General features: G+C 66.1%; 16 protein-coding genes and 1 tRNA gene. 12 read left to right on the plus strand and 5 right to left on the minus strand.

Going from position 1 to position 16973, the window contains the following annotated elements:
• Window positions 1-28: 28 nt before the first annotated feature.
• A tRNA-Ala gene (locus tag APS40_RS13495) sits at window positions 29-104 on the minus strand.
• 196 nt (window positions 105-300) lie between these two features.
• The gene (locus APS40_RS13500) at window positions 301-723 is read right to left on the minus strand and encodes a TIGR02300 family protein (RefSeq protein ID WP_055047545.1); all 423 of its coding nucleotides are present in this window, start codon (window positions 721-723) and stop codon (window positions 301-303) included.
• A 188-nt stretch (window positions 724-911) separates the two neighbouring features.
• Between APS40_RS13500 and APS40_RS13505 the strand changes: the two genes are divergently transcribed.
• The 3 genes from APS40_RS13505 (at window position 912) to APS40_RS13515 (ending at window position 4014) form a co-directional block, all read left to right on the plus strand.
• Window positions 912-1550: a (d)CMP kinase gene (locus tag APS40_RS13505; protein WP_055047546.1), complete on the plus strand. Its 639-nt coding sequence runs from the start codon at window positions 912-914 to the stop codon at window positions 1548-1550.
• Between the two features lie 172 nt (window positions 1551-1722).
• Window positions 1723-3420 (plus strand): 30S ribosomal protein S1, encoded by a 1698-nt coding sequence (rpsA, locus tag APS40_RS13510; protein WP_055047547.1) that lies wholly within the window; start codon window positions 1723-1725, stop codon window positions 3418-3420.
• Window positions 3421-3507: 87 nt separating this feature from the next.
• A complete protein-coding gene (locus tag APS40_RS13515; protein WP_055047548.1) occupies window positions 3508-4014 on the plus strand; it encodes a GNAT family N-acetyltransferase in 507 nt (168 codons plus the stop codon).
• 4 nt (window positions 4015-4018) lie between these two features.
• Here the strand turns inward: APS40_RS13515 and APS40_RS13520 are convergent, their stop codons facing one another.
• Window positions 4019-4210 (minus strand): hypothetical protein, encoded by a 192-nt coding sequence (locus APS40_RS13520; protein WP_055047549.1) that lies wholly within the window; start codon window positions 4208-4210, stop codon window positions 4019-4021.
• Window positions 4211-4330: 120 nt separating this feature from the next.
• Between APS40_RS13520 and APS40_RS13525 the strand changes: the two genes are divergently transcribed.
• Window positions 4331-6817: an ATP-binding protein gene (locus APS40_RS13525; RefSeq protein ID WP_055047550.1), complete on the plus strand. Its 2487-nt coding sequence runs from the start codon at window positions 4331-4333 to the stop codon at window positions 6815-6817.
• A gap of 87 nt (window positions 6818-6904) precedes the next feature.
• Here APS40_RS13525 and APS40_RS13530 read toward each other — a convergent pair whose 3' ends face one another.
• On the minus strand, window positions 6905-7912 hold the full coding sequence (locus APS40_RS13530) for an IS30 family transposase (protein WP_082434390.1): 1008 nt from the start codon (window positions 7910-7912) through the stop codon (window positions 6905-6907).
• Window positions 7913-8131: 219 nt separating this feature from the next.
• Here APS40_RS13530 and sppA point away from each other — a divergent pair, with 219 nt between their 5' ends.
• From sppA to APS40_RS13570, 8 genes are all read left to right on the plus strand, one after another.
• Complete coding sequence (gene sppA / locus APS40_RS13535; protein WP_055047552.1) at window positions 8132-9079, plus strand: signal peptide peptidase SppA; 948 nt, start codon at window positions 8132-8134, stop codon at window positions 9077-9079.
• A gap of 34 nt (window positions 9080-9113) precedes the next feature.
• Complete coding sequence (locus tag APS40_RS13540) at window positions 9114-9398, plus strand: integration host factor subunit beta (RefSeq protein ID WP_055047553.1); 285 nt, start codon at window positions 9114-9116, stop codon at window positions 9396-9398.
• A 15-nt stretch (window positions 9399-9413) separates the two neighbouring features.
• Window positions 9414-9761 carry a lipopolysaccharide assembly protein LapA domain-containing protein gene (locus APS40_RS13545; RefSeq protein ID WP_055047554.1) on the plus strand — a complete coding sequence of 116 codons (348 nt, stop codon included), beginning with the start codon at window positions 9414-9416 and terminating at the stop codon, window positions 9759-9761.
• 10 nt (window positions 9762-9771) lie between these two features.
• A complete protein-coding gene (locus tag APS40_RS13550) occupies window positions 9772-10422 on the plus strand; it encodes a phosphoribosylanthranilate isomerase (RefSeq protein ID WP_055047555.1) in 651 nt (216 codons plus the stop codon).
• A gap of 10 nt (window positions 10423-10432) precedes the next feature.
• The gene (gene trpB / locus APS40_RS13555) at window positions 10433-11653 is read left to right on the plus strand and encodes a tryptophan synthase subunit beta (RefSeq protein ID WP_055047556.1); all 1221 of its coding nucleotides are present in this window, start codon (window positions 10433-10435) and stop codon (window positions 11651-11653) included.
• Window positions 11653-12483 (plus strand): tryptophan synthase subunit alpha, encoded by an 831-nt coding sequence (gene trpA, locus APS40_RS13560; protein WP_055047557.1) that lies wholly within the window; start codon window positions 11653-11655, stop codon window positions 12481-12483. Before trpB ends, trpA begins: the two co-directional genes overlap by 1 nt.
• Window positions 12484-12634: 151 nt before the next feature.
• A complete protein-coding gene (gene accD, locus APS40_RS13565) occupies window positions 12635-13594 on the plus strand; it encodes an acetyl-CoA carboxylase, carboxyltransferase subunit beta (protein WP_055047558.1) in 960 nt (319 codons plus the stop codon).
• A gap of 147 nt (window positions 13595-13741) precedes the next feature.
• Window positions 13742-15064: a bifunctional folylpolyglutamate synthase/dihydrofolate synthase gene (locus APS40_RS13570; protein ID WP_055047559.1), complete on the plus strand. Its 1323-nt coding sequence runs from the start codon at window positions 13742-13744 to the stop codon at window positions 15062-15064.
• A 238-nt stretch (window positions 15065-15302) separates the two neighbouring features.
• On the opposite strand, the gene APS40_RS13575 is transcribed toward APS40_RS13570, so the two are convergent.
• The gene (locus APS40_RS13575) at window positions 15303-16952 is read right to left on the minus strand and encodes a glycoside hydrolase family 3 protein (RefSeq protein ID WP_055047560.1); all 1650 of its coding nucleotides are present in this window, start codon (window positions 16950-16952) and stop codon (window positions 15303-15305) included.
• Window positions 16953-16973 lie beyond the last annotated feature (21 nt).

Here is a 16973-nt window from a genome sequence, read left to right on the forward strand (position 1 = left end):
CCCCGGCAATGGCCGGGGTTTGGAAGATTGGTGGAGCCAAACGGAATCGAACCGTCGACCTCTTGAATGCCATTCAAGCGCTCTCCCAACTGAGCTATGGCCCCATCAACGATCCCTTGGGATCACATCCGGCGACACGAGCAAATCGTGTCTTTGGGAATGCGCCGCGGCGGTTTCCCGTCGAAGCGCGGTGCTATCTACCCACGTCACCCCTCGCATGCAAGCGGTATTTCGCGGGTGCTGTGCGGTGGGGAAAAGTTCTCGACTTTTCGTGCCCTTAACCGCGCCGCGGGGCTGCGCTCAGCGCTCGTCCCCGCCGCCGCCGACGTCGAAGTCGAGGTTCTCGTCCTCGTCTTCATCCTCTTCGAGGAACACGTCGCTGTCGTCGTCGCCGATGTCTTCGACGTCTTCGACGTCCTCGACATCAGGAATCTCTTCACCGTCATCGCCGCCGCTCTCTTCGGCGTCGGCATCCTCGAGCGAGACGATCTCGGGCGCGCCGGGCTCGGCCGCATCCTCGGTCTCGATCTCTTCCTCGTCGTCCTCGTCGTCACGCTCGGCTGCGGCCTTGGCGCGCACCGCCGCAACGGCGTTCTGCTCGAAATAGGACCGCGGATAGGACTTGCCGGTGTAGGGCGAGACGATCGGATCCTTGTTCAGATCGTAGAACTTCTTGCCGGTATCGGGGTCTTCGCGTTTGGTACCGCGTTCGTCGTTGGCCAATTGCTTCCTCGTGTAGAAAGGCGGGGCCACCCGCAGGGAAACGTCCGGTTAGGGTGAAAGTTTCGCCCTGTCAAACCGAAAATACGGCCGTCGTCGACCGATCCCTGGGGGTAGCGTGGCGCCGTACTGGCCGCCTGCCTGAACGCCGTGATAGGGGAGGGCCGGTCGAGGCGCCAGGCGGAGGGGCAATGATCATCGCGGTGGATGGGCCGGCGGCATCCGGCAAGGGCACGCTGGCGGCGGGCCTCGCCCGGCATTACGGCCTGCCGCATCTCGATACCGGCCTGCTCTATCGGGCGGTGGGCCTTGCTGTCGCCGCCTATGAAAACGCGCCCGAGTTCGAGGCGAAGGCGATCGCCGCGGCCCGTGCCGTCGATACCGCCCATCTCGACCCCGCGGTGCTGTCCTCGGCCGAAGCCGGGGCGCTCGCCAGCAAGGTTGCGGTGATCGCCGAGGTGCGCGCCGCCCTGTTCGATTTCCAGCGCCAGTTCGCCACCCGGCCCGGCGGCGCCGTACTCGATGGCCGCGACATCGGCACCAAGATCGCGCCCGATGCCGACGTGAAGCTGTTCATCCAGGCGGACAGCAAGGCCCGCATGGAACGCCGCGCCCGGCAGTTCGAAGCCCGCGGCCAGGTGGTTGATCGTTACGCCCTCTATCACCAGATAGAACAGCGGGACGCCCGAGACATGGCCAACCCCAATGGCGGCTTCTATCCTGCGGCCGATGCCCACTTGCTGGACACCACGCTCTTGGATATAGAGGCCGCACTCCGCGCAGCCGTCGCCATTGTCGACGGGGTCATGGCGCGCAAGGCGAAGCTCTAGGCTTCAAAACCAAACCTTGCGGCTTTCGTCCCCCGGCATGTTCCAAGAGCCGGCAGCGGAAACCAATCCTGAACCCAAATGGCTCGCGCGCCAGCGCACCGGATCGCCTCGTCATGGCGATTGGCAACCGGGCCTTTCAACCTCAAGCCACCGGGCGCATTGGAGAAGTCGTTTGGCAGTTCAAACTGTTACCAAGGAAGATTTCGAATCCCTGCTGCTGGACTCGTTCCTCGAGAACGAGCCGCTGGAAGGGACCGTGGTCAAGGGCACCGTCGTGGCGATCGAGAAGGATCTCGCCATCATCGACGTCGGCCTGAAGACCGAAGGGCGCATCGCGCTCAAGGAGTTCGGCGCCGCCGGCCGTGACGGCACCATCAAGGTCGGCTCGGTCGTCGAAGTCTATGTCGATCGCGTCGAGAACGCCGTCGGCGAGGCCGTGCTGTCGCGCGAGAAGGCTCGCCGCGAAGAGAGCTGGGTCAAGCTCGAAGAGATGTACAACGCCAACCAGCGCGTCGAAGGCATCATCTTCAACCAGGTCAAGGGTGGCTTCACCGTCGACCTCGAAGGCGCCGTTGCCTTCCTGCCGCGCTCGCAGGTGGACATCCGTCCGATCCGCGACATCGGCCCGCTGATGAATGTGCCGCAGCCGTTCCAGATCCTGAAGATGGACAAGCGCCGCGGCAACATCGTCGTGTCCCGTCGTGCGATCCTCGAAGAGAGCCGCGCTGAGCAGCGCTCCGAGATCGTCCAGCAGCTCGAGGAAGGCCAGGTCGTCGACGGCGTGGTCAAGAACATCACCGATTACGGTGCGTTCGTCGACCTCGGCGGCATCGACGGCCTGCTGCACGTCACCGACATCGCCTGGCGCCGGGTCAACCACCCGTCCGAAGTGCTGTCGATCGGCGAGACCATCAAGGTGCAGATCGTCCGCATCAACCACGAGAGCCACCGCATCTCGCTGGGCATGAAGCAGCTGCAGGCCGATCCGTGGGATGGCATTGCCGCCAAGTACCCGGTGGGCGCCAAGTTCACCGGCCGCGTGACCAACATCACTGACTACGGTGCGTTCGTCGAGCTGGAGCCGGGCATCGAAGGCCTGATCCACGTCTCCGAGATGAGCTGGACCAAGAAGAACGTCCACCCGGGCAAGATCGTCTCGACCTCACAGGAAGTCGAAGTGATGGTGCTCGAGGTCGATCCCGAGAAGCGCCGTATCTCGCTGGGCCTCAAGCAGACGCTTGCGAACCCCTGGGAAACCTTCGCCGACAAGTACCCCTCGGGCACCGTTGTCGAGGGCGAGGTCAAGAACAAGACCGAGTTCGGTCTGTTCATCGGTCTCGATGGCGATGTCGACGGCATGGTCCATCTCTCCGACCTCGACTGGCAGAAGCCGGGTGAGCAGGCTCTCGAGGCTTACAACCGCGGCGACATCGTCCAGGCCAAGGTGCTCGACGTCGACGTCGAGAAGGAGCGTATCTCGCTCGGCATCAAGCAGCTGGCGGTCGGCGACGTGGCCGATGCCGGCGGCGACGGCATCCGCAAGGGTTCCGTGGTGACCGGCACCGTGACCGAGGTCAACGATGGCGGCATCGAAGTGCGCATCAACGACACCGAGATGACTGCCTTCATCCGCCGCGCCGACCTGTCGCGTGACCGCAACGACCAGCGTCCGGAGCGGTTCAGCAAGGGCGAGAAGGTCGACGCGCGCGTCACCCAGTACGATCGCAAGACCCAGCGCATCCAGCTCTCCATCAAGGCGCTTGAAATCGCCGAGGAGAAGGAAGCCGTGGCCGCCTATGGTTCGTCGGACTCGGGCGCTTCGCTCGGCGACATCCTGGGCGCCGCCCTCAAGGGCCGCGACGAGAAGTAAGTTGTTCCGCGAGCGGTCATTCGCTCGCGGGCCTGCCTTTACGGGGCTCGCACCACCAGGTGCGGGCCCTTCGTTTGGGGGAATTTCATGCTGCTGAAGGATGTCGCCTGGCGCGCCATGACCAGCTATGACCTGCCTGCCGTGCAGGGCATCGCCGACACCGTGCATGTCGATTTCTTCGAAACGCCGGAGGTGCTTGCCGAGCGCCTGAAGCTCTACCGCAACGGCTGCTACCTGCTCGAAATCGGCGACAAGCCGGCCGGCTATGTGCTGAGCCACCCCTGGCTCTACGGCACCCTGCCGCCGCTCAACACCTTGCTGAAGGCGCTGCCCGCCGAGCCCGACACTTACTACCTGCACGACCTCTGTCTCTTGCCGGTGACCCGGCGGGTCGGCGCGGCATCCAGGATCGTCGAGGCGCTGGCCAAGCATGCCGGCGCCGAGGGCTATCCCACCATGACCCTGGTCGCCGTGAACGGCTCGATCCCGTTCTGGGAGCGCCACGGCTTCGAGATCACCGAGGTCCCCGAGCTTTACGGCAAGCTCTTGAGCTATGAGGAAGCCGCGCGCTACATGGTACGCCGGCTCGATTGACCGCTCACCTGAACGTCCGGTAGCTGCCGTCGTCGCCGCGGCGCAGGCCGAGGTCTTCGAGTTCGCTCGAGCGCATGCCGTCGAGATAGGCGCCGTCGGAAGTGCTGCGGCCGAGGCCGACGAGTACGCCGGCGATGGCGACGAGAACGTTCCTGGCGATTACCGCGGCGGTGCGGGGCTTGGGCTGGTACAGCATTTGTCGGTCTCCTCGGATCTGACGCGACGATCATCGCTCCGAGCGGCGCGGCAGTCCTTGGGGCAATCCTGAAGAGTTCTGAAGCGCTCCTGATCGAGCTGAATCAGGTATGGTGGCGCGATGGAAAAACGCTTTGGCGATTACCGGATCCGGCCGCGCGAGCGCGAGCTCATCGGCCCCGACGGGCCGATCGAGCTGTCGGGCCGCTCCTTCGACCTGCTCGAGGCCCTGCTGGCACAGCCCAACCAGTTGCTCGACAAGTCCACCCTGTTCGATGCGGTATGGCCCGGCGTGGTGGTCGAGGAGAATACCCTGCAGGTCCATATGTCGGCGCTGCGCAAGGCGCTTGGGGCAGGTTTCATCGCCACCGTGCATGGCCGCGGCTACAAGTATGTCGGCCCGGTGCCAGTCGAGGACGAGCCGCCGCTGCTGCCCGTCGCCGCCGGCGTTGACGGCAACCTGGGGCGCTATCGCGCCGACTGCGTGGCGCGCGAAACGGAAATCGAAGCCGTGGCGCGGCTGCTCGACCAGCACAGGCTGGTCAGCATCCTCGGGCCGGGTGGGGTCGGCAAGACCACGCTGGCGGTGGCCGTGGCCGAGACGCTCGGCACTGTCGATGGCGGCGTCTGGATGGTCGATCTGGCAGCGCTCGGCAGCGGCGAGTTCATCGAGAGCGTGCTGATCCAGACCCTCGCGGTGCCGTTCCGCGCCGGCAGCCGCTCGCTCGAGTCGATCGTCGAGTACCTGCGGCCGACCGAGGCGGTGCTGATCTTCGACAATTGCGAACATGTGCGGGGCGCGGCGGCTCGCGTCATTCGCACGCTGCTCGCCGAGGTTCCGCATATCCGCATCCTTGCGACCTCGCAGGTGCCGCTGGCCCTGCCCGAAGAGCATGTCTTCAAGCTGCTCCCCTTCGCCGTCAGCAGCGAGGGGGAGCTGGCCGATGCGGCTTCGGCGCAGTTCCTCGCCTATTGCTACGAGGCGTTCGGCGAAAAGCTCTCCGCCGACGAGCTGCCGATCGTCGCCCGGCTGTGCCGGCGCCTCGACGGCGTGGCGCTGGCGCTGAAGATGGCCGCCGCCCGCGCCGCGACCGTCGGCATCGAGACGGTCGACCGGCAGCTCGAGCAGCAGTTGGCGAGCCTCGAGGCCGACTGGGATCCGGCGCTGCCGCGCCACCGCTCGCTCGCCGCATCCCTCGCCTGGAGCTACGATCTGCTCGAGCCTGACGATCAGCGCACCTTGCGGGCGCTCGGCGTGTTCCAGGGCAGCTTCTCCATCCCCGCCGTCAACGCGGTGGCCGGCGAGGGGGCCGAGGCCCGCGTCGCCGAACTGGTGCGCCGCTCGCTCGTGGTGCGCGACGGCCAGGACCGGGCCCGCTATCGGCTGCTCGATTCCACCCGGCACTTCGCGCTCGACAAGCTGGCCGAAGCTGGCGAGGACGTCCTGACCCGCGACCGGCATGCCGCCTACATCCGCGACCTGTTCGCCGACAGCGTGCTGCGCTGGGAGGTGCTGCCCGATGAGCGCTGGGACCAGATCTACCGCCCCGACGGCGACAACCTCCGGGCCGCTTTGGCCTGGACCAAGACCCGCGCCGACTGGCCCACCTATGTCGAGCTCGCCGCCGGCTCCTACCGCTACTTCATGGAAGAGCAACTCGGCGCCGAGGGTCTGGCCACCATCGAGGCCGGCATGTCGCTGGTCGGCGCCGTGCCACCCGAGGCCGCCGCCCGGTTGGAATTGGCGCTGGGCGAGATCGGCCGCTACAACGCCATGGACGTCCGCGCCTGGCAGGGCCTCGAGCCGGCCCTGGCCTGGTTCCGCCAGAGCGGCGACCGGCTGCGCTACGCTCAGGCCCTGGTGCTCACCGCCTGGATCACCATCTTCTTCCATCACCAGGGCGACGCCGAGCCGCTGGTCGCCGAGCTCGAGACGCTGATCGCCGACATGCCGCCCAGCAAGGTGAAATCCTGGGCGCTGGTTGGCATCGGCACCCAGGCCTGGACCCGCGGCGACACCATCTCGGGGCTGGCCCGCGCCGAGGCCGGGCTTGCGATGCATCTCGATGTCGGCAACCCCAAGGGCCGCTTCCGCTCGGTGATGAACCTGGCCGAGATGCTGCACAAGGGCGGCGACACGGTGCGGTCGCTGTCGCTTTCCAACCAGATCATGCCGGAGCTGCGGGCAGCCGGCCGCAGCCTGCTGCTCGGTTTCCACCTCAACAACAACGCCGCTTACCGCATGGCGCTGGGCGATTTCGACGGCGCCGTGGCGCCGCTCTACGAAGCGGCCGAGATCGTGCCGCGTGATGGTGGGCAGTGGCACTGGTGCCTGTTGCAGAATGCCGCAGAACTGCTGGCGACGCGCGGGTCGTTCGATGTCGCGGCGCTGCTGGTCGGCTTCACCGACAAGAGTTTCGAAGGCTGGATCGATGGGCGCCAGGCCACCGAGGAGATGCAGCGCAACCGCCTCTCCGCCACGCTCGAGGCGGCGCTGGGCAAATCCGAACGCGACCGGCTGCTGCAGCAGGGCAGGGCTTTGACCCTGTTCGAGGCCGATCACCTCGCCGGCTTCATCCAGACCGAGCGACAGCGGCTGAAGGTGTAGGGGAGACTGTGGGGCAATGGCCTTCCCCCATCCACCGTGTCACCCGCCCATGCGCGCTCGGTTGCGATCGTGCCCACCCACCGGCTGTCATCCCTGCGAAAGCAGGGAGGTGGATTCACATTTCAAGTGCAACAGGCGTTTTGAGAAGACCTCGGCTGGGGTTTTGAAGCCGAGGCATTTGCGTGGCGTATTGTTGAGGTCGTTGGCGAGTTCCTGCAGGTGCTCGTCAGAGAAGCTGCCGGGATCGGTTCCGCGCGGGATGTACCGGCGCAACCGGCCATTGGCGTTTTCGACGCCGCCCTTCTGCCAGGGACTATGGGGATCGCAGAAGTAGGTATCGATGCCGCCCGGGTTGAGCTGATGATGCTCGAAGAACTCGGTGCCGTTGTCCTGGGTGAGGGAGCGGCGCATTTGCGGCGGCAGGGCACTGAACCAGCACTTGATGCGGTCGACGACGAGCTGGGCATGCTTGCTTGGCTGCTTGGCGAGCAGGATGAAGCGGGTGCTGCGCTCCTGAACCACCAGGATGGCGGCGCCGGATTTGCGCGGATGCAGCAGGTCGGCCTCCCAGTGCCCGCACTGACGACGGTTGTTGACGTGCGCCGGCCGGCAATCGATCGAGACGCGGTCCTTGATATGCTCCATGGGGCGGTGCGGCCGGCGGCGCCAGCCACGCTTGCTCTTGGCTTGCGGCAGATAGTGGCGCCACTCGTAGCGGTTGGTGCGCCGGATCTGGGCATAGATGAAACGATAGATGCTCTCATGGCTGATGCGCATGCTAGAGTTGCCCTGCGTCAGCCGTCCTGAGATCTGTTCGGGCGACCATCCCATTGCAAGGCGGTCCAGCACGAACTGGCGTAGGACCGGCTGACGCGCCAGCCGGCTGCCCCGCCAGCGCCGCGCCCGGGCCTGCTCGTCGGCATAGGCCGGCTTGTAGCCCACTTGCACACCGCTGTTGCGATTCAGCTCCCGACTGATCGTCGATGCCGGGCGATCCAAACGCGTAGCGATTTTCCCGAGCGAATGCCCCTCTGCTCGAAGACAGGCAATCGCACTTCTCTCGTCCAGCGAGAGCTGCTCATAATAGGTTCCCATTGCAACATGACCTTAGCAGGCTGTTGCACTTCGTTTGTGAGTCTAACGGACCCATCTATCCACTTGCGCGGGCTGTGACTTGGGTCCCTGCTTTCGCAGGGATGACACCGAGTTTGAGGCGTTGCCGGTGGTACGTTCGCCGACAGGCGCTGCATAGGGTTCCCGCCTTGCATTTGCCGCGGCCTGCGGGTTACCTCGCTGGTCCAGCATGAGGCCCAGATGACTGATACTTCCAGCGACAGCGCGCACCTGATCCCTGCCAACGCGCGTCTGCGCCGGTCGCGCCGGTTGTGGCGCGTGCTGTTTTTCCTCGCGCTCGCCGCCGCGGTGCTGGCCATCGTCGGCCGCTTCGCCATGGAGCAGGGCGGTCCGGGTGATCGCATCGCCCGGGTCAGCATCACCGGCACCATCATGACCGACCCGGCCCGCCTCAAGATCCTCGACAAGCTTGCCGAAGACGATGCGGTCAAGGCGGTGATCGTCGCGATCAATTCGCCGGGCGGCACCACGGCCGGCGGCGAGGAGCTCTATGAAGCGCTCGGCGCCCTGCGCGCCAAAAAGCCGGTGGTGGCGGTGATCAGCGAGCTGGGCGCCTCCGCCGCCTACATGACCGCCATCGGGACCGATCGCATCTTCGCCCGCCGGCTGTCGATCGTCGGCTCGATCGGCGTGCTCTACCAGCATGTCGATGCGGGCAAGCTCCTCGATACCATCGGGGTCAATTTCGACAAGGTACAGACCGGACCGCTCAAGGCCGAGCCGGATATCAACGAGCCGATGCAGGGCGAGGTGCGGGCCTCGCTGCAATCGCTGGTCAACGATTCGTTCGAGTGGTTCGTCGATATCGTGGCCGAGCGGCGCGCCATTCCGCGGCCAGAGGCTCTGGCCTTGGCCGATGGGCGCATCATCACCGGCCGCCAGGGCGTCGACGCCAGGCTGATCGATGCGATCGGCGGCGAAGCCGAGGCGATTACTTGGCTCGAGACCGACAAATCCATCGCCGCCGACCTGCCGGTCGTCGATTACTTTCCGTTGCCGGCGGAAGGCTGGTTGGGGATCACCCGCTGGCTGGGCCAAAGCGCCGCCCAGGTGATGCGCTCCAGCGTCGACGGGGCGATGTCCCTTGACGGGTTGGTCTCGCTTTGGCAGGCTAACCCAGCGATGTGAACCCATCGACCCAAGGAGTGCGCCGGGGGGCGGTATGATCAAGTCCGAACTCGTGCAGCGACTGTCCGAAGAGAATCCGCATCTGTTTCAGCGTGATATCGAGAACATCGTGAACGCCATCCTCGACGAGGTCGGCGATGCGATGGCCCGTGGCGACCGCGTCGAACTGCGCGGCTTCGGCGCCTTTTCGGTCAAGAACCGACCGGCCCGCGTTGGTCGCAACCCCCGCACCGGCGAAACCGTCGACGTGGGCGAAAAGTACGTGCCGCAATTCAAGGCCGGCAAGGAAATCCGTGAGCGGATCAATCGCGCGGGATGATGTCTGGCGTTTCCGATGATTAGGCGCATTGTCGGCTGGTTCGTGCTGGTGCCGCTTTGCGCGGTGCTGATCGTGTTCGCCCTGGCCAACCGCCAGCTGGTGGTGGTGAATTTCAACCCGTTCGCCCCGGTCGAAGCGCTGAGTTCGCCGGGCGTTGGCGTGCCGCTGTTCTTGGTGCTGTTCGCCGTGCTGCTGGTCGGCGTGCTGCTGGGCGGTGTCGCCACCTGGTTCGCCCAGGGCCCGCATCGGCGTGACGAACGCCATTTCAAGCGCGAGACCGAACGGCTGCATCGCGAGCTCGAGGTGGCCCGCCGCTCGCCCGAGCCGCCGGCCCTGGGCGCTGAAGATTTCGTTCCCAACTGACCCAAGGCACATGTCCGACCCCCTCATCGTCAAGATCTGCGGCATCAGGACCCCGGCACTGCTCGACGCAGCCATCGACGCGGGCGCCGATATCGTCGGCTTCATGCATTTCGAGCGCAGCCCCCGGCACGTCGACCTCGAAACGCTGCAGGAGCTGATCTCGGCAGCGCGCGGCCGCATCGAAACCTGCGTGGTGCTGGTCAACCCGGACAATTCCTGTGTCATGGAAATCGCGGCTCTGTCACCGGATTGGATCCAGTTGCATGGACCGGAGACGCCGCACCGGGTCGAGGCGATCCGCGACGAGGCCGGCATCGCGATCATGAAGGCCATCGGCATCAGCACTGCCGAGGATGTGGCGCATGTCGCCGACTTCGCCGAAATCGCCGATCGCATCCTGCTCGACGCCAAGGCGCCCAAGGGCGCCGACCGCACCGGCGGGCATGGCGTGCCGTTCGACTGGAGCCTGCTCAAGGCGCTTGACCCCGGCCTTCCATTCATGCTTTCCGGGGGTCTCACGCCCGAGACGGTGGGCGAGGCAATCCGGGCCGTACGACCGATGGCTGTCGATGTCTCTTCCGGCGTCGAGACCGCGCCCGGCGTCAAGGACGCGGCGTTGATCCGGGCTTTCATCGACAAGGCGCGAGCCGCACACGGGTAGGAGTTCAGCAGTGACCGCGACCGGGGCCAATTCCCTTCGCAACGGCCCCGACGAGCAGGGTCGCTTTGGGCTCTATGGCGGCCGTTTCGTCGCCGAAACGCTGATGCCGCTGATCCTCGATCTCGAGAAGGCCTATCGCGCAGCGCAGGCGGATCCGGAGTTCCAGGCCGAGATCAAGCACCTCGCGACCCACTATGTCGGCCGCCCTTCGCCGCTCTATTTCGCCGAGCGGCTGACCGAGCAACTCGGTGGCGCCAAGGTCTATTTCAAGCGCGAAGAGCTGAACCACACCGGCTCGCACAAGATCAACAACACGCTCGGCCAGATCCTGCTCGCCAAGCGCATGGGCAAGACCCGCATCATCGCCGAGACCGGCGCCGGCCAGCACGGCGTGGCGACGGCCACCGTCTGCGCCAAGTTCGACCTGCCCTGCGTGGTGTTCATGGGCGCTACCGACGTCGAGCGGCAATACCCCAACGTGTTGCGCATGAAGATGCTGGGCGCCGAGGTCCGTCCGGTCACCGCCGGCGCCGGCACCCTCAAGGACGCCATGAACGAGGCGTTGCGCGACTGGGTCACCAATGTCGAGACCACCTACTATCTGATCGGCACCGCCGCCGGCCCGCACCCCTATCCGGAAATGGTGCGCAACTTCCAGTCGGTGATCGGCGAGGAGATCAAGGCGCAGATTGCGGCCGAGACCGGCAGGCTGCCCGACGCGGTGGTCGCCTGCGTCGGCGGCGGTTCCAACGCCATCGGCACGTTCCATGCCTTCCTCGACGATCCCTCGGTCAAGCTCTATGGCGCTGAAGCCGGCGGCCATGGCATCGAGGTCGAGAACGGTCACGCCGCGTCGATGACCGGCGGCCGCCCGGGCGTGCTGCACGGCAATCGCACCTACCTGTTGCAGGATGCCGACGGCCAGATTCTCGAGGGGCACTCGATTTCTGCCGGCCTCGACTATCCCGGCGTCGGCCCCGAGCACTCCTACCTGCACGACACCGGGCGCGTCACCTACGCGCCGATCACCGACAAGGAAGCGCTCGAGGCGTTCCAGCTCTGCACCCGGCTCGAAGGCATCATTCCGGCGCTCGAAAGCGCCCATGGCCTGGCGCAGCTGATGAAGGTCGCGCCGACCATGGGCAAGGACGAGACCATCGTGCTCTGTCTCTCCGGGCGCGGCGACAAGGATGTCGAGAGTGTCGGCCGCTATCTGGGGATGAACAGCTGATGACCACCCGTATCCCGGCGCGTTTCGCCAAATGCGCCGCCGAGGGCCGCCCGGCGCTCGTCACCTACACCATGGCCGGCGATCCAGATCTCGCCACCGCGCAGGCCATCCTCGAGGCGCTGCCCGCCGCCGGCGCCGACATCATCGAACTGGGCATGCCGTTCTCCGACCCCATGGCGGATGGTCCGGGCGTGCAGGCCGCCGGCCAGCGCGCCCTTGCTGCCGGGCAGACGATGAAGAAGACGCTGGCGATGGTCGAGGCCTTCCGCCGCAAGGATAATGAGACCCCCATCGTGCTGATGGGCTACTACAACCCGATCTACATTTTCGGCGTCGATGCCTTCCTCGCCGCCGCCCGGGCTGCCGGGGTCGACGGGCTGATCGTCGTCGACCTGCCGCCGGAGGAGGATGACGAGCTCTGCCTGCCGGCGCTCAAGGCCGGCCTCAACTTCATCCGCCTCGCCACTCCGACCACCGACGATGCGCGGCTGCCGGCGGTGCTCAACAACACCTCGGGCTTTGTCTACTACGTCTCGATGAACGGCATCACCGGCGGCACCATCAAGGCGACCAACTCCGTGGGCGCCGCGGTGCAACGGATCAAGGGGCATACCGACCTGCCGGTGGTGGTCGGGTTCGGCATCAAGACCGCCGATGACGCGGCCACCTTCGGCCGCGAGTCCGATGGGGTGGCGGTAGGCACCGCGATCTGCAATGCGGTGCTCGGCTCGCTCGACCAGGGCAAGGCCACCGCCGGCACCGTCGCGGCGGTGACCACCATGGTGGCCGGGCTCGCCAGCGGCGTAAGGCGCGCCAAGGCCGCAGCCTGAGCAGCAGGGACTGGCGACCCAAATCCGGTTGCCAATGCGGCAGCGTGGCTTAACCACGCCTGCCGATGCTGATAATATTCGCCACAATCACCATATAGGCCCGCGATGGATGCGACGCGCATCCGCAAGCGGCAGCTTCACAGGCTAGGCAATGAACTGGATCAACAACGTCGTCCGCCCCCGTATCCGCTCCTTCCTCAAGCCGAAGGATACCGGATCGGAGAACCTCTGGGTCAAGGATCCGGAGTCGGGCGAGATGGTGTTCTATCGCGATCTCGAAGCCAATATGTGGGTGGTGCCGAACTCCGGCTACCACATGAAGATCAAGGCCTCGGACCGGCTCGCCACCTTCCTCGACGAGGGCAAATACGACGCCGTGCCGCTGCCGTCCGTGCCGCATGACCCGCTGAAGTTCCGCGACAGCAAGCGCTATGCCGACCGCCTTAAGGAAAGCCGGCTGAAGACCGGCACCGACGACGCCGTCACCGTGGCGACGGGCGAACTCTTCGGTCAGCCGGTCACGGTCGGCGTGCAGGATTTCGACTTCATGGGCGGCTCGCTCGGGATGGCCGCGGGTTCCGCCATCGTCACCGGGCTCGAGACCGCGGCAAGCAAGCACACGCCGTTCATCCTGTTCGTCTCCTCGGGCGGCGCCCGGATGCAGGAAGGTGTGCTGTCGCTGATGCAGATGCCGCGCACCACGGTGGCGGTGTTGCGCCTGCGCGAAGCCGGACTGCCCTTCATCGTGGTGTTCACCAACCCGACCACCGGCGGCGTCACCGCTTCCTATGCCATGCTGGGCGACGTGCACCTCGCCGAGCCTGGGGCGCTGATCGGCTTTGCCGGTCCGCGCGTCATCGAGCAGACCATTCGCGAGAAGCTGCCCAAAGGGTTCCAGCGTTCGGAGTATCTCTACGAGCACGGCATGATCGATATGGTGGTGCACCGGCACAACCTGCGCGAGACCATCGGCTCGCTGGTCGGCATCCTCACCAAGTCGCCGCAGCGCGAAGAGCTGAGCGAAACTGCCCCGGCGCGCCTCGCGACGCCGGTTGCCGCCAATGCCGGTGACGACCTCGTCGGCATGCCGGAAGCCGCACACGCCGAGTAGGGCCGGCCTCTTCATCACGTGAGAACCGGGTGCTGGAGCGCTTTCAGGAAAAGTTGCAGACTGTTCCGGTTCGAATGCGCGACCAAATCAAAAGGTAAGAGTATTTCCGCGTTTCAACGAAACGGAGAAATACTCTAGAAGCGCGCCATGCTGCTGTTCGAGAATCTGGTTCCCGTGTCCCGCACCGACGCTATCCTGAAGCGGCTGCTCAAGCTGCATCCGAAGCTTATCGACCTCAAGCTCGATCGCGAGTTGCGCCTGCTCGAACGGATCGGCAACCCGCAGGATCACCTGCCACCGGTCATCCATGTCGCCGGCACCAACGGCAAGGGCTCGACCCTCGCCTACCTCCGCGCCTTCCTCGAGGCCTCGGGCAAGAAGGTGCATGTGATGACTTCACCCCACCTGGTGCGCTTCAATGAGCGCATAAGGCTGGCCGGCAAGCTCGTTTCATCGCGAAAACTCAACCAGGCGCTGGAGTTCTGCGAACAGGCGAACGGCGGCGAGCCGATCACCTTTTTCGAGATCACCACCGCGGCGGCGCTGAAGCTGTTCGCCGAAGTGAAGGCGGACTACCTGCTGCTCGAAACCGGCATGGGCGGGCGGTTCGACGCTTCCAATGTGGTGGCAAGGCCGCTCGGCACCATCATCACCCCGGTCGACTACGACCATCAGAATTTCCTCGGCAACAGTCTCGACAAGATCGCCTGGGAGAAGGCCGGCATCCTGAAGCGTGGGGCCAAGGCAGTGTTCGGCCGGCAGCGTGACGAAGGTCGGGCCGTGCTGGTGCGCGAAGCGGCGCGGCTCGGCGTCACGCCGCTGATCGCGGGCGAGGATTTCGACGGCCGCGCCGAGGATGGCCGGCTGGTCTATCAGGACGAGCAGGGACTGCTCGACCTGCCGCCGCCGGCGCTGGCCGGCCCGCACCAGTTCGACAATGCGGCACTGGCGATCGCCGCGACGCGGCATTTCGGCCTGCCGGTGAGCGAGGCCGACATCGCGCGGGGCCTGCGCGAGGTGAGCTGGCCAGCGCGGTTGCAGCCAGTCACCGGCACCTTGCTGCAGCTCTTGCCACAGGGCTCCGAACTCTGGCTCGACGGTGGGCACAACGCGCATGGTGCCGCGGCGCTGGCGCTGGCGCTCGGTGAAATGCAGGCACGGCGGCCGCTGCCCCTGGTGCTGATCATGGGGCTGATGAACACCAGAAAGCCCGCCGATTTCCTCGCTCCGTTCGCCGGGATGGTCGAAAAGGTGTTCGCGCTGAGCATTCCGGGCGAACCCAATGCGCACCCTGCCGAGACCATTGTCGAGCAGGCGCGCGACGGTGGCTTCGACGCCGTGCAATCGAGCTCCATCCTCAACGCTCTCGCCGATGCCGCCAGGCTCGGCCATCCGGCGCGCGTGGTGTTCGCCGGCTCGCTCTATCTTGCCGGGCACGTGCTGCACCAGAACGGCACGCCGCCGACCTAACACGTTGACGCCGACGCATCAGTTGTGAGCGGCCGCGAGCGGTGGGTTTTCTCCCGGGCGAATCTCCGGCAGACGGCCCCCTCCCATCCTCCCCCATAAAGGGGGAGGTGCCGCATCGAGTCTTTGGCACGATCGAGCCACAGCCTCGACTCTTCACCTCCCCCTTCATGGGGGAGGCCGGGAGGGGGCCGTCTCTATCAGTCTGGGCAAGCACCCGCTTGCGAGCTGAGCGAGCTGCTCAGTACTTCGCATCCTCCAACCCGCAGAACGGGTCGACCGGCGAATGCCGGTTCCACTCGATATCCCCCAGCAGCGCCTCGACCACCGCCCGCTGCATGGTCTCGGTGGTGGTGTAGGCGTTGATATAGGTCGGCACGCGCGGCGCGTCGTAGAGCATGTAGGGGTAGCCGAACGAGATCATCGCGGTGGGGATGTCGTGCCAGTGGCGCTGCATCGCCTTGCCGAAATGGCCGGTGAGCCCCAGCCAGTCGAGGAAGATGCGGCCGCGGGTCAACAGCGTCTCGTCGCCGAACAGGTAGAGCACCAGGTCGAACCGCTCGGCGCTCACCTCGGTCGCGGCGTCGTGCACCGTCACCTCGAAACCGCGCTGGCGCAGCAGGTCGGGGAGCGCGAAGGGCAGGGGGTGCGGCAGGAACGGGAAGACGATGCCGCCGGAAATCACCAGCACGCGTTTGTGTCTCACCGGGTCGAGCGGCAGCAGCTTTTGCGTGTCCTTGACCAGCGTCGGCGCCCGGCGCGCCACCGCTTCGGCATAGGCCCGGTTCGCGGGGCTGCCGATCGATCCCCCGCTGGCAGGCTTGTGGAGCCCTACGGCGGCCTTGAGGCCGAGCTGGCGGACCACCGCTTCGTCGATCCGCTCCCAGCTCAGCCGGCCGTCCGCAAGCGCCGCTTCGAGATAGCCGAGATCCTGTTCGTAATCGTCGGAAAACAGGATCACGTCGCAACCGGCGCTGACGAGTTCGGGCAGCGTGTCGCTGCGTTTGCCCCAGGCGCCGAGACCGGCCATGGGGGTAGCGTCGGAGACGATCAGTCCGTTGAAGCCGAGCCGCTTGCGCAGCAGCTCCTCGTTCAGCAGCCGGCTGATCGAGGCGGGCCGGAAGGCTTCGAGGCCGGCATCGGGGTCGAGGGCGCGCACGAAGGCGGGCAGCGCGATATGCGCCGACATCACCGACAGCGCGCCGGCGGCGATGGCGCCGCGGTAGAGCCGGCCGAAACTGGCTTCCCACTCCTCCATCGACAGCGGATTGATGGTGGTGACGAGGTGCTGGTCGCGATCGTCGTAGCCTTCCCCCGGCCAGTGCTTGATCGCCGCGGCGACGCCACGCTGCTGGAACACCCGCATCTGGGTTATGGCATGCGTCTCGATGGTCGCGAGGTTCGAGCCGAAGCCGCGCGTCGCGACGATGGCGCTGCGGAACGCGGCATTGATGTCGAGGACCGGCGTGAAGCTCCAGTTGATGCCGACGGCCCGGGCCTCCTCGGCCATGATCCGGCTGACCTCGGCGGTGACTTCGACATCGTCGATCGCCGCCAGCGCCAGCGGGTTGGGCATCTCGGCCCCCGCGGCAAGGCTCATCCGGCTGCCTTCGAGATCGGCCGAGATCAGCAATGGCACCGGCGCCGCTGCGTTGAGGTCGGCGAACAACGCTCGTTCCGCCGCCACGTCCGGCCCGGCATGCCGGGTGATGCCGCCCGGCCGGAAGGCGCGGATCCGGGCGATCTCGCTTGCGTCCATGCCGCGCGACAACAACGTGAACAGCTGGCGCAGCTTGTCGTCGGGCGCGAGCGTCGCAAAACGCTGCCGAACCCAGGCAAGTGCCTCGGCATCGAGGTTGAACGGGGCTTTGGCGAGATGGTCGAAACGCATGCAATCCTCCGGTGCGAGACC

Origin of the sequence: Devosia sp. A16 (genome assembly GCF_001402915.1) — a bacterium.
Taxonomy (GTDB): domain Bacteria; phylum Pseudomonadota; class Alphaproteobacteria; order Rhizobiales; family Devosiaceae; genus Devosia_A.

Bases quoted from the DNA above. Each gene is read 5' to 3' on its own strand.
- APS40_RS13505 (WP_055047546.1), top strand. From the start codon at position 912: ATGATCATCGCGGTGGATGGGCCGGCGGCATCCGGCAAGGGCACGCTG.
- APS40_RS13515 (WP_055047548.1), top strand. From the start codon at position 3,508: ATGCTGCTGAAGGATGTCGCCTGGCGCGCCATGACCAGCTATGACCTG.
- APS40_RS13520 (WP_055047549.1), bottom strand. From the start codon at position 4,210: ATGCTGTACCAGCCCAAGCCCCGCACCGCCGCGGTAATCGCCAGGAAC.
- APS40_RS13525 (WP_055047550.1), top strand. From the start codon at position 4,331: ATGGAAAAACGCTTTGGCGATTACCGGATCCGGCCGCGCGAGCGCGAG.
- APS40_RS13530 (WP_082434390.1), bottom strand. From the start codon at position 7,912: ATGGGAACCTATTATGAGCAGCTCTCGCTGGACGAGAGAAGTGCGATT.
- sppA (WP_055047552.1), top strand. From the start codon at position 8,132: ATGACTGATACTTCCAGCGACAGCGCGCACCTGATCCCTGCCAACGCG.
- APS40_RS13540 (WP_055047553.1), top strand. From the start codon at position 9,114: ATGATCAAGTCCGAACTCGTGCAGCGACTGTCCGAAGAGAATCCGCAT.
- APS40_RS13545 (WP_055047554.1), top strand. From the start codon at position 9,414: ATGATTAGGCGCATTGTCGGCTGGTTCGTGCTGGTGCCGCTTTGCGCG.
- APS40_RS13550 (WP_055047555.1), top strand. From the start codon at position 9,772: ATGTCCGACCCCCTCATCGTCAAGATCTGCGGCATCAGGACCCCGGCA.
- trpA (WP_055047557.1), top strand. From the start codon at position 11,653: ATGACCACCCGTATCCCGGCGCGTTTCGCCAAATGCGCCGCCGAGGGC.
- accD (WP_055047558.1), top strand. From the start codon at position 12,635: ATGAACTGGATCAACAACGTCGTCCGCCCCCGTATCCGCTCCTTCCTC.
- APS40_RS13570 (WP_055047559.1), top strand. From the start codon at position 13,742: ATGCTGCTGTTCGAGAATCTGGTTCCCGTGTCCCGCACCGACGCTATC.
- APS40_RS13575 (WP_055047560.1), bottom strand. From the start codon at position 16,952: ATGCGTTTCGACCATCTCGCCAAAGCCCCGTTCAACCTCGATGCCGAG.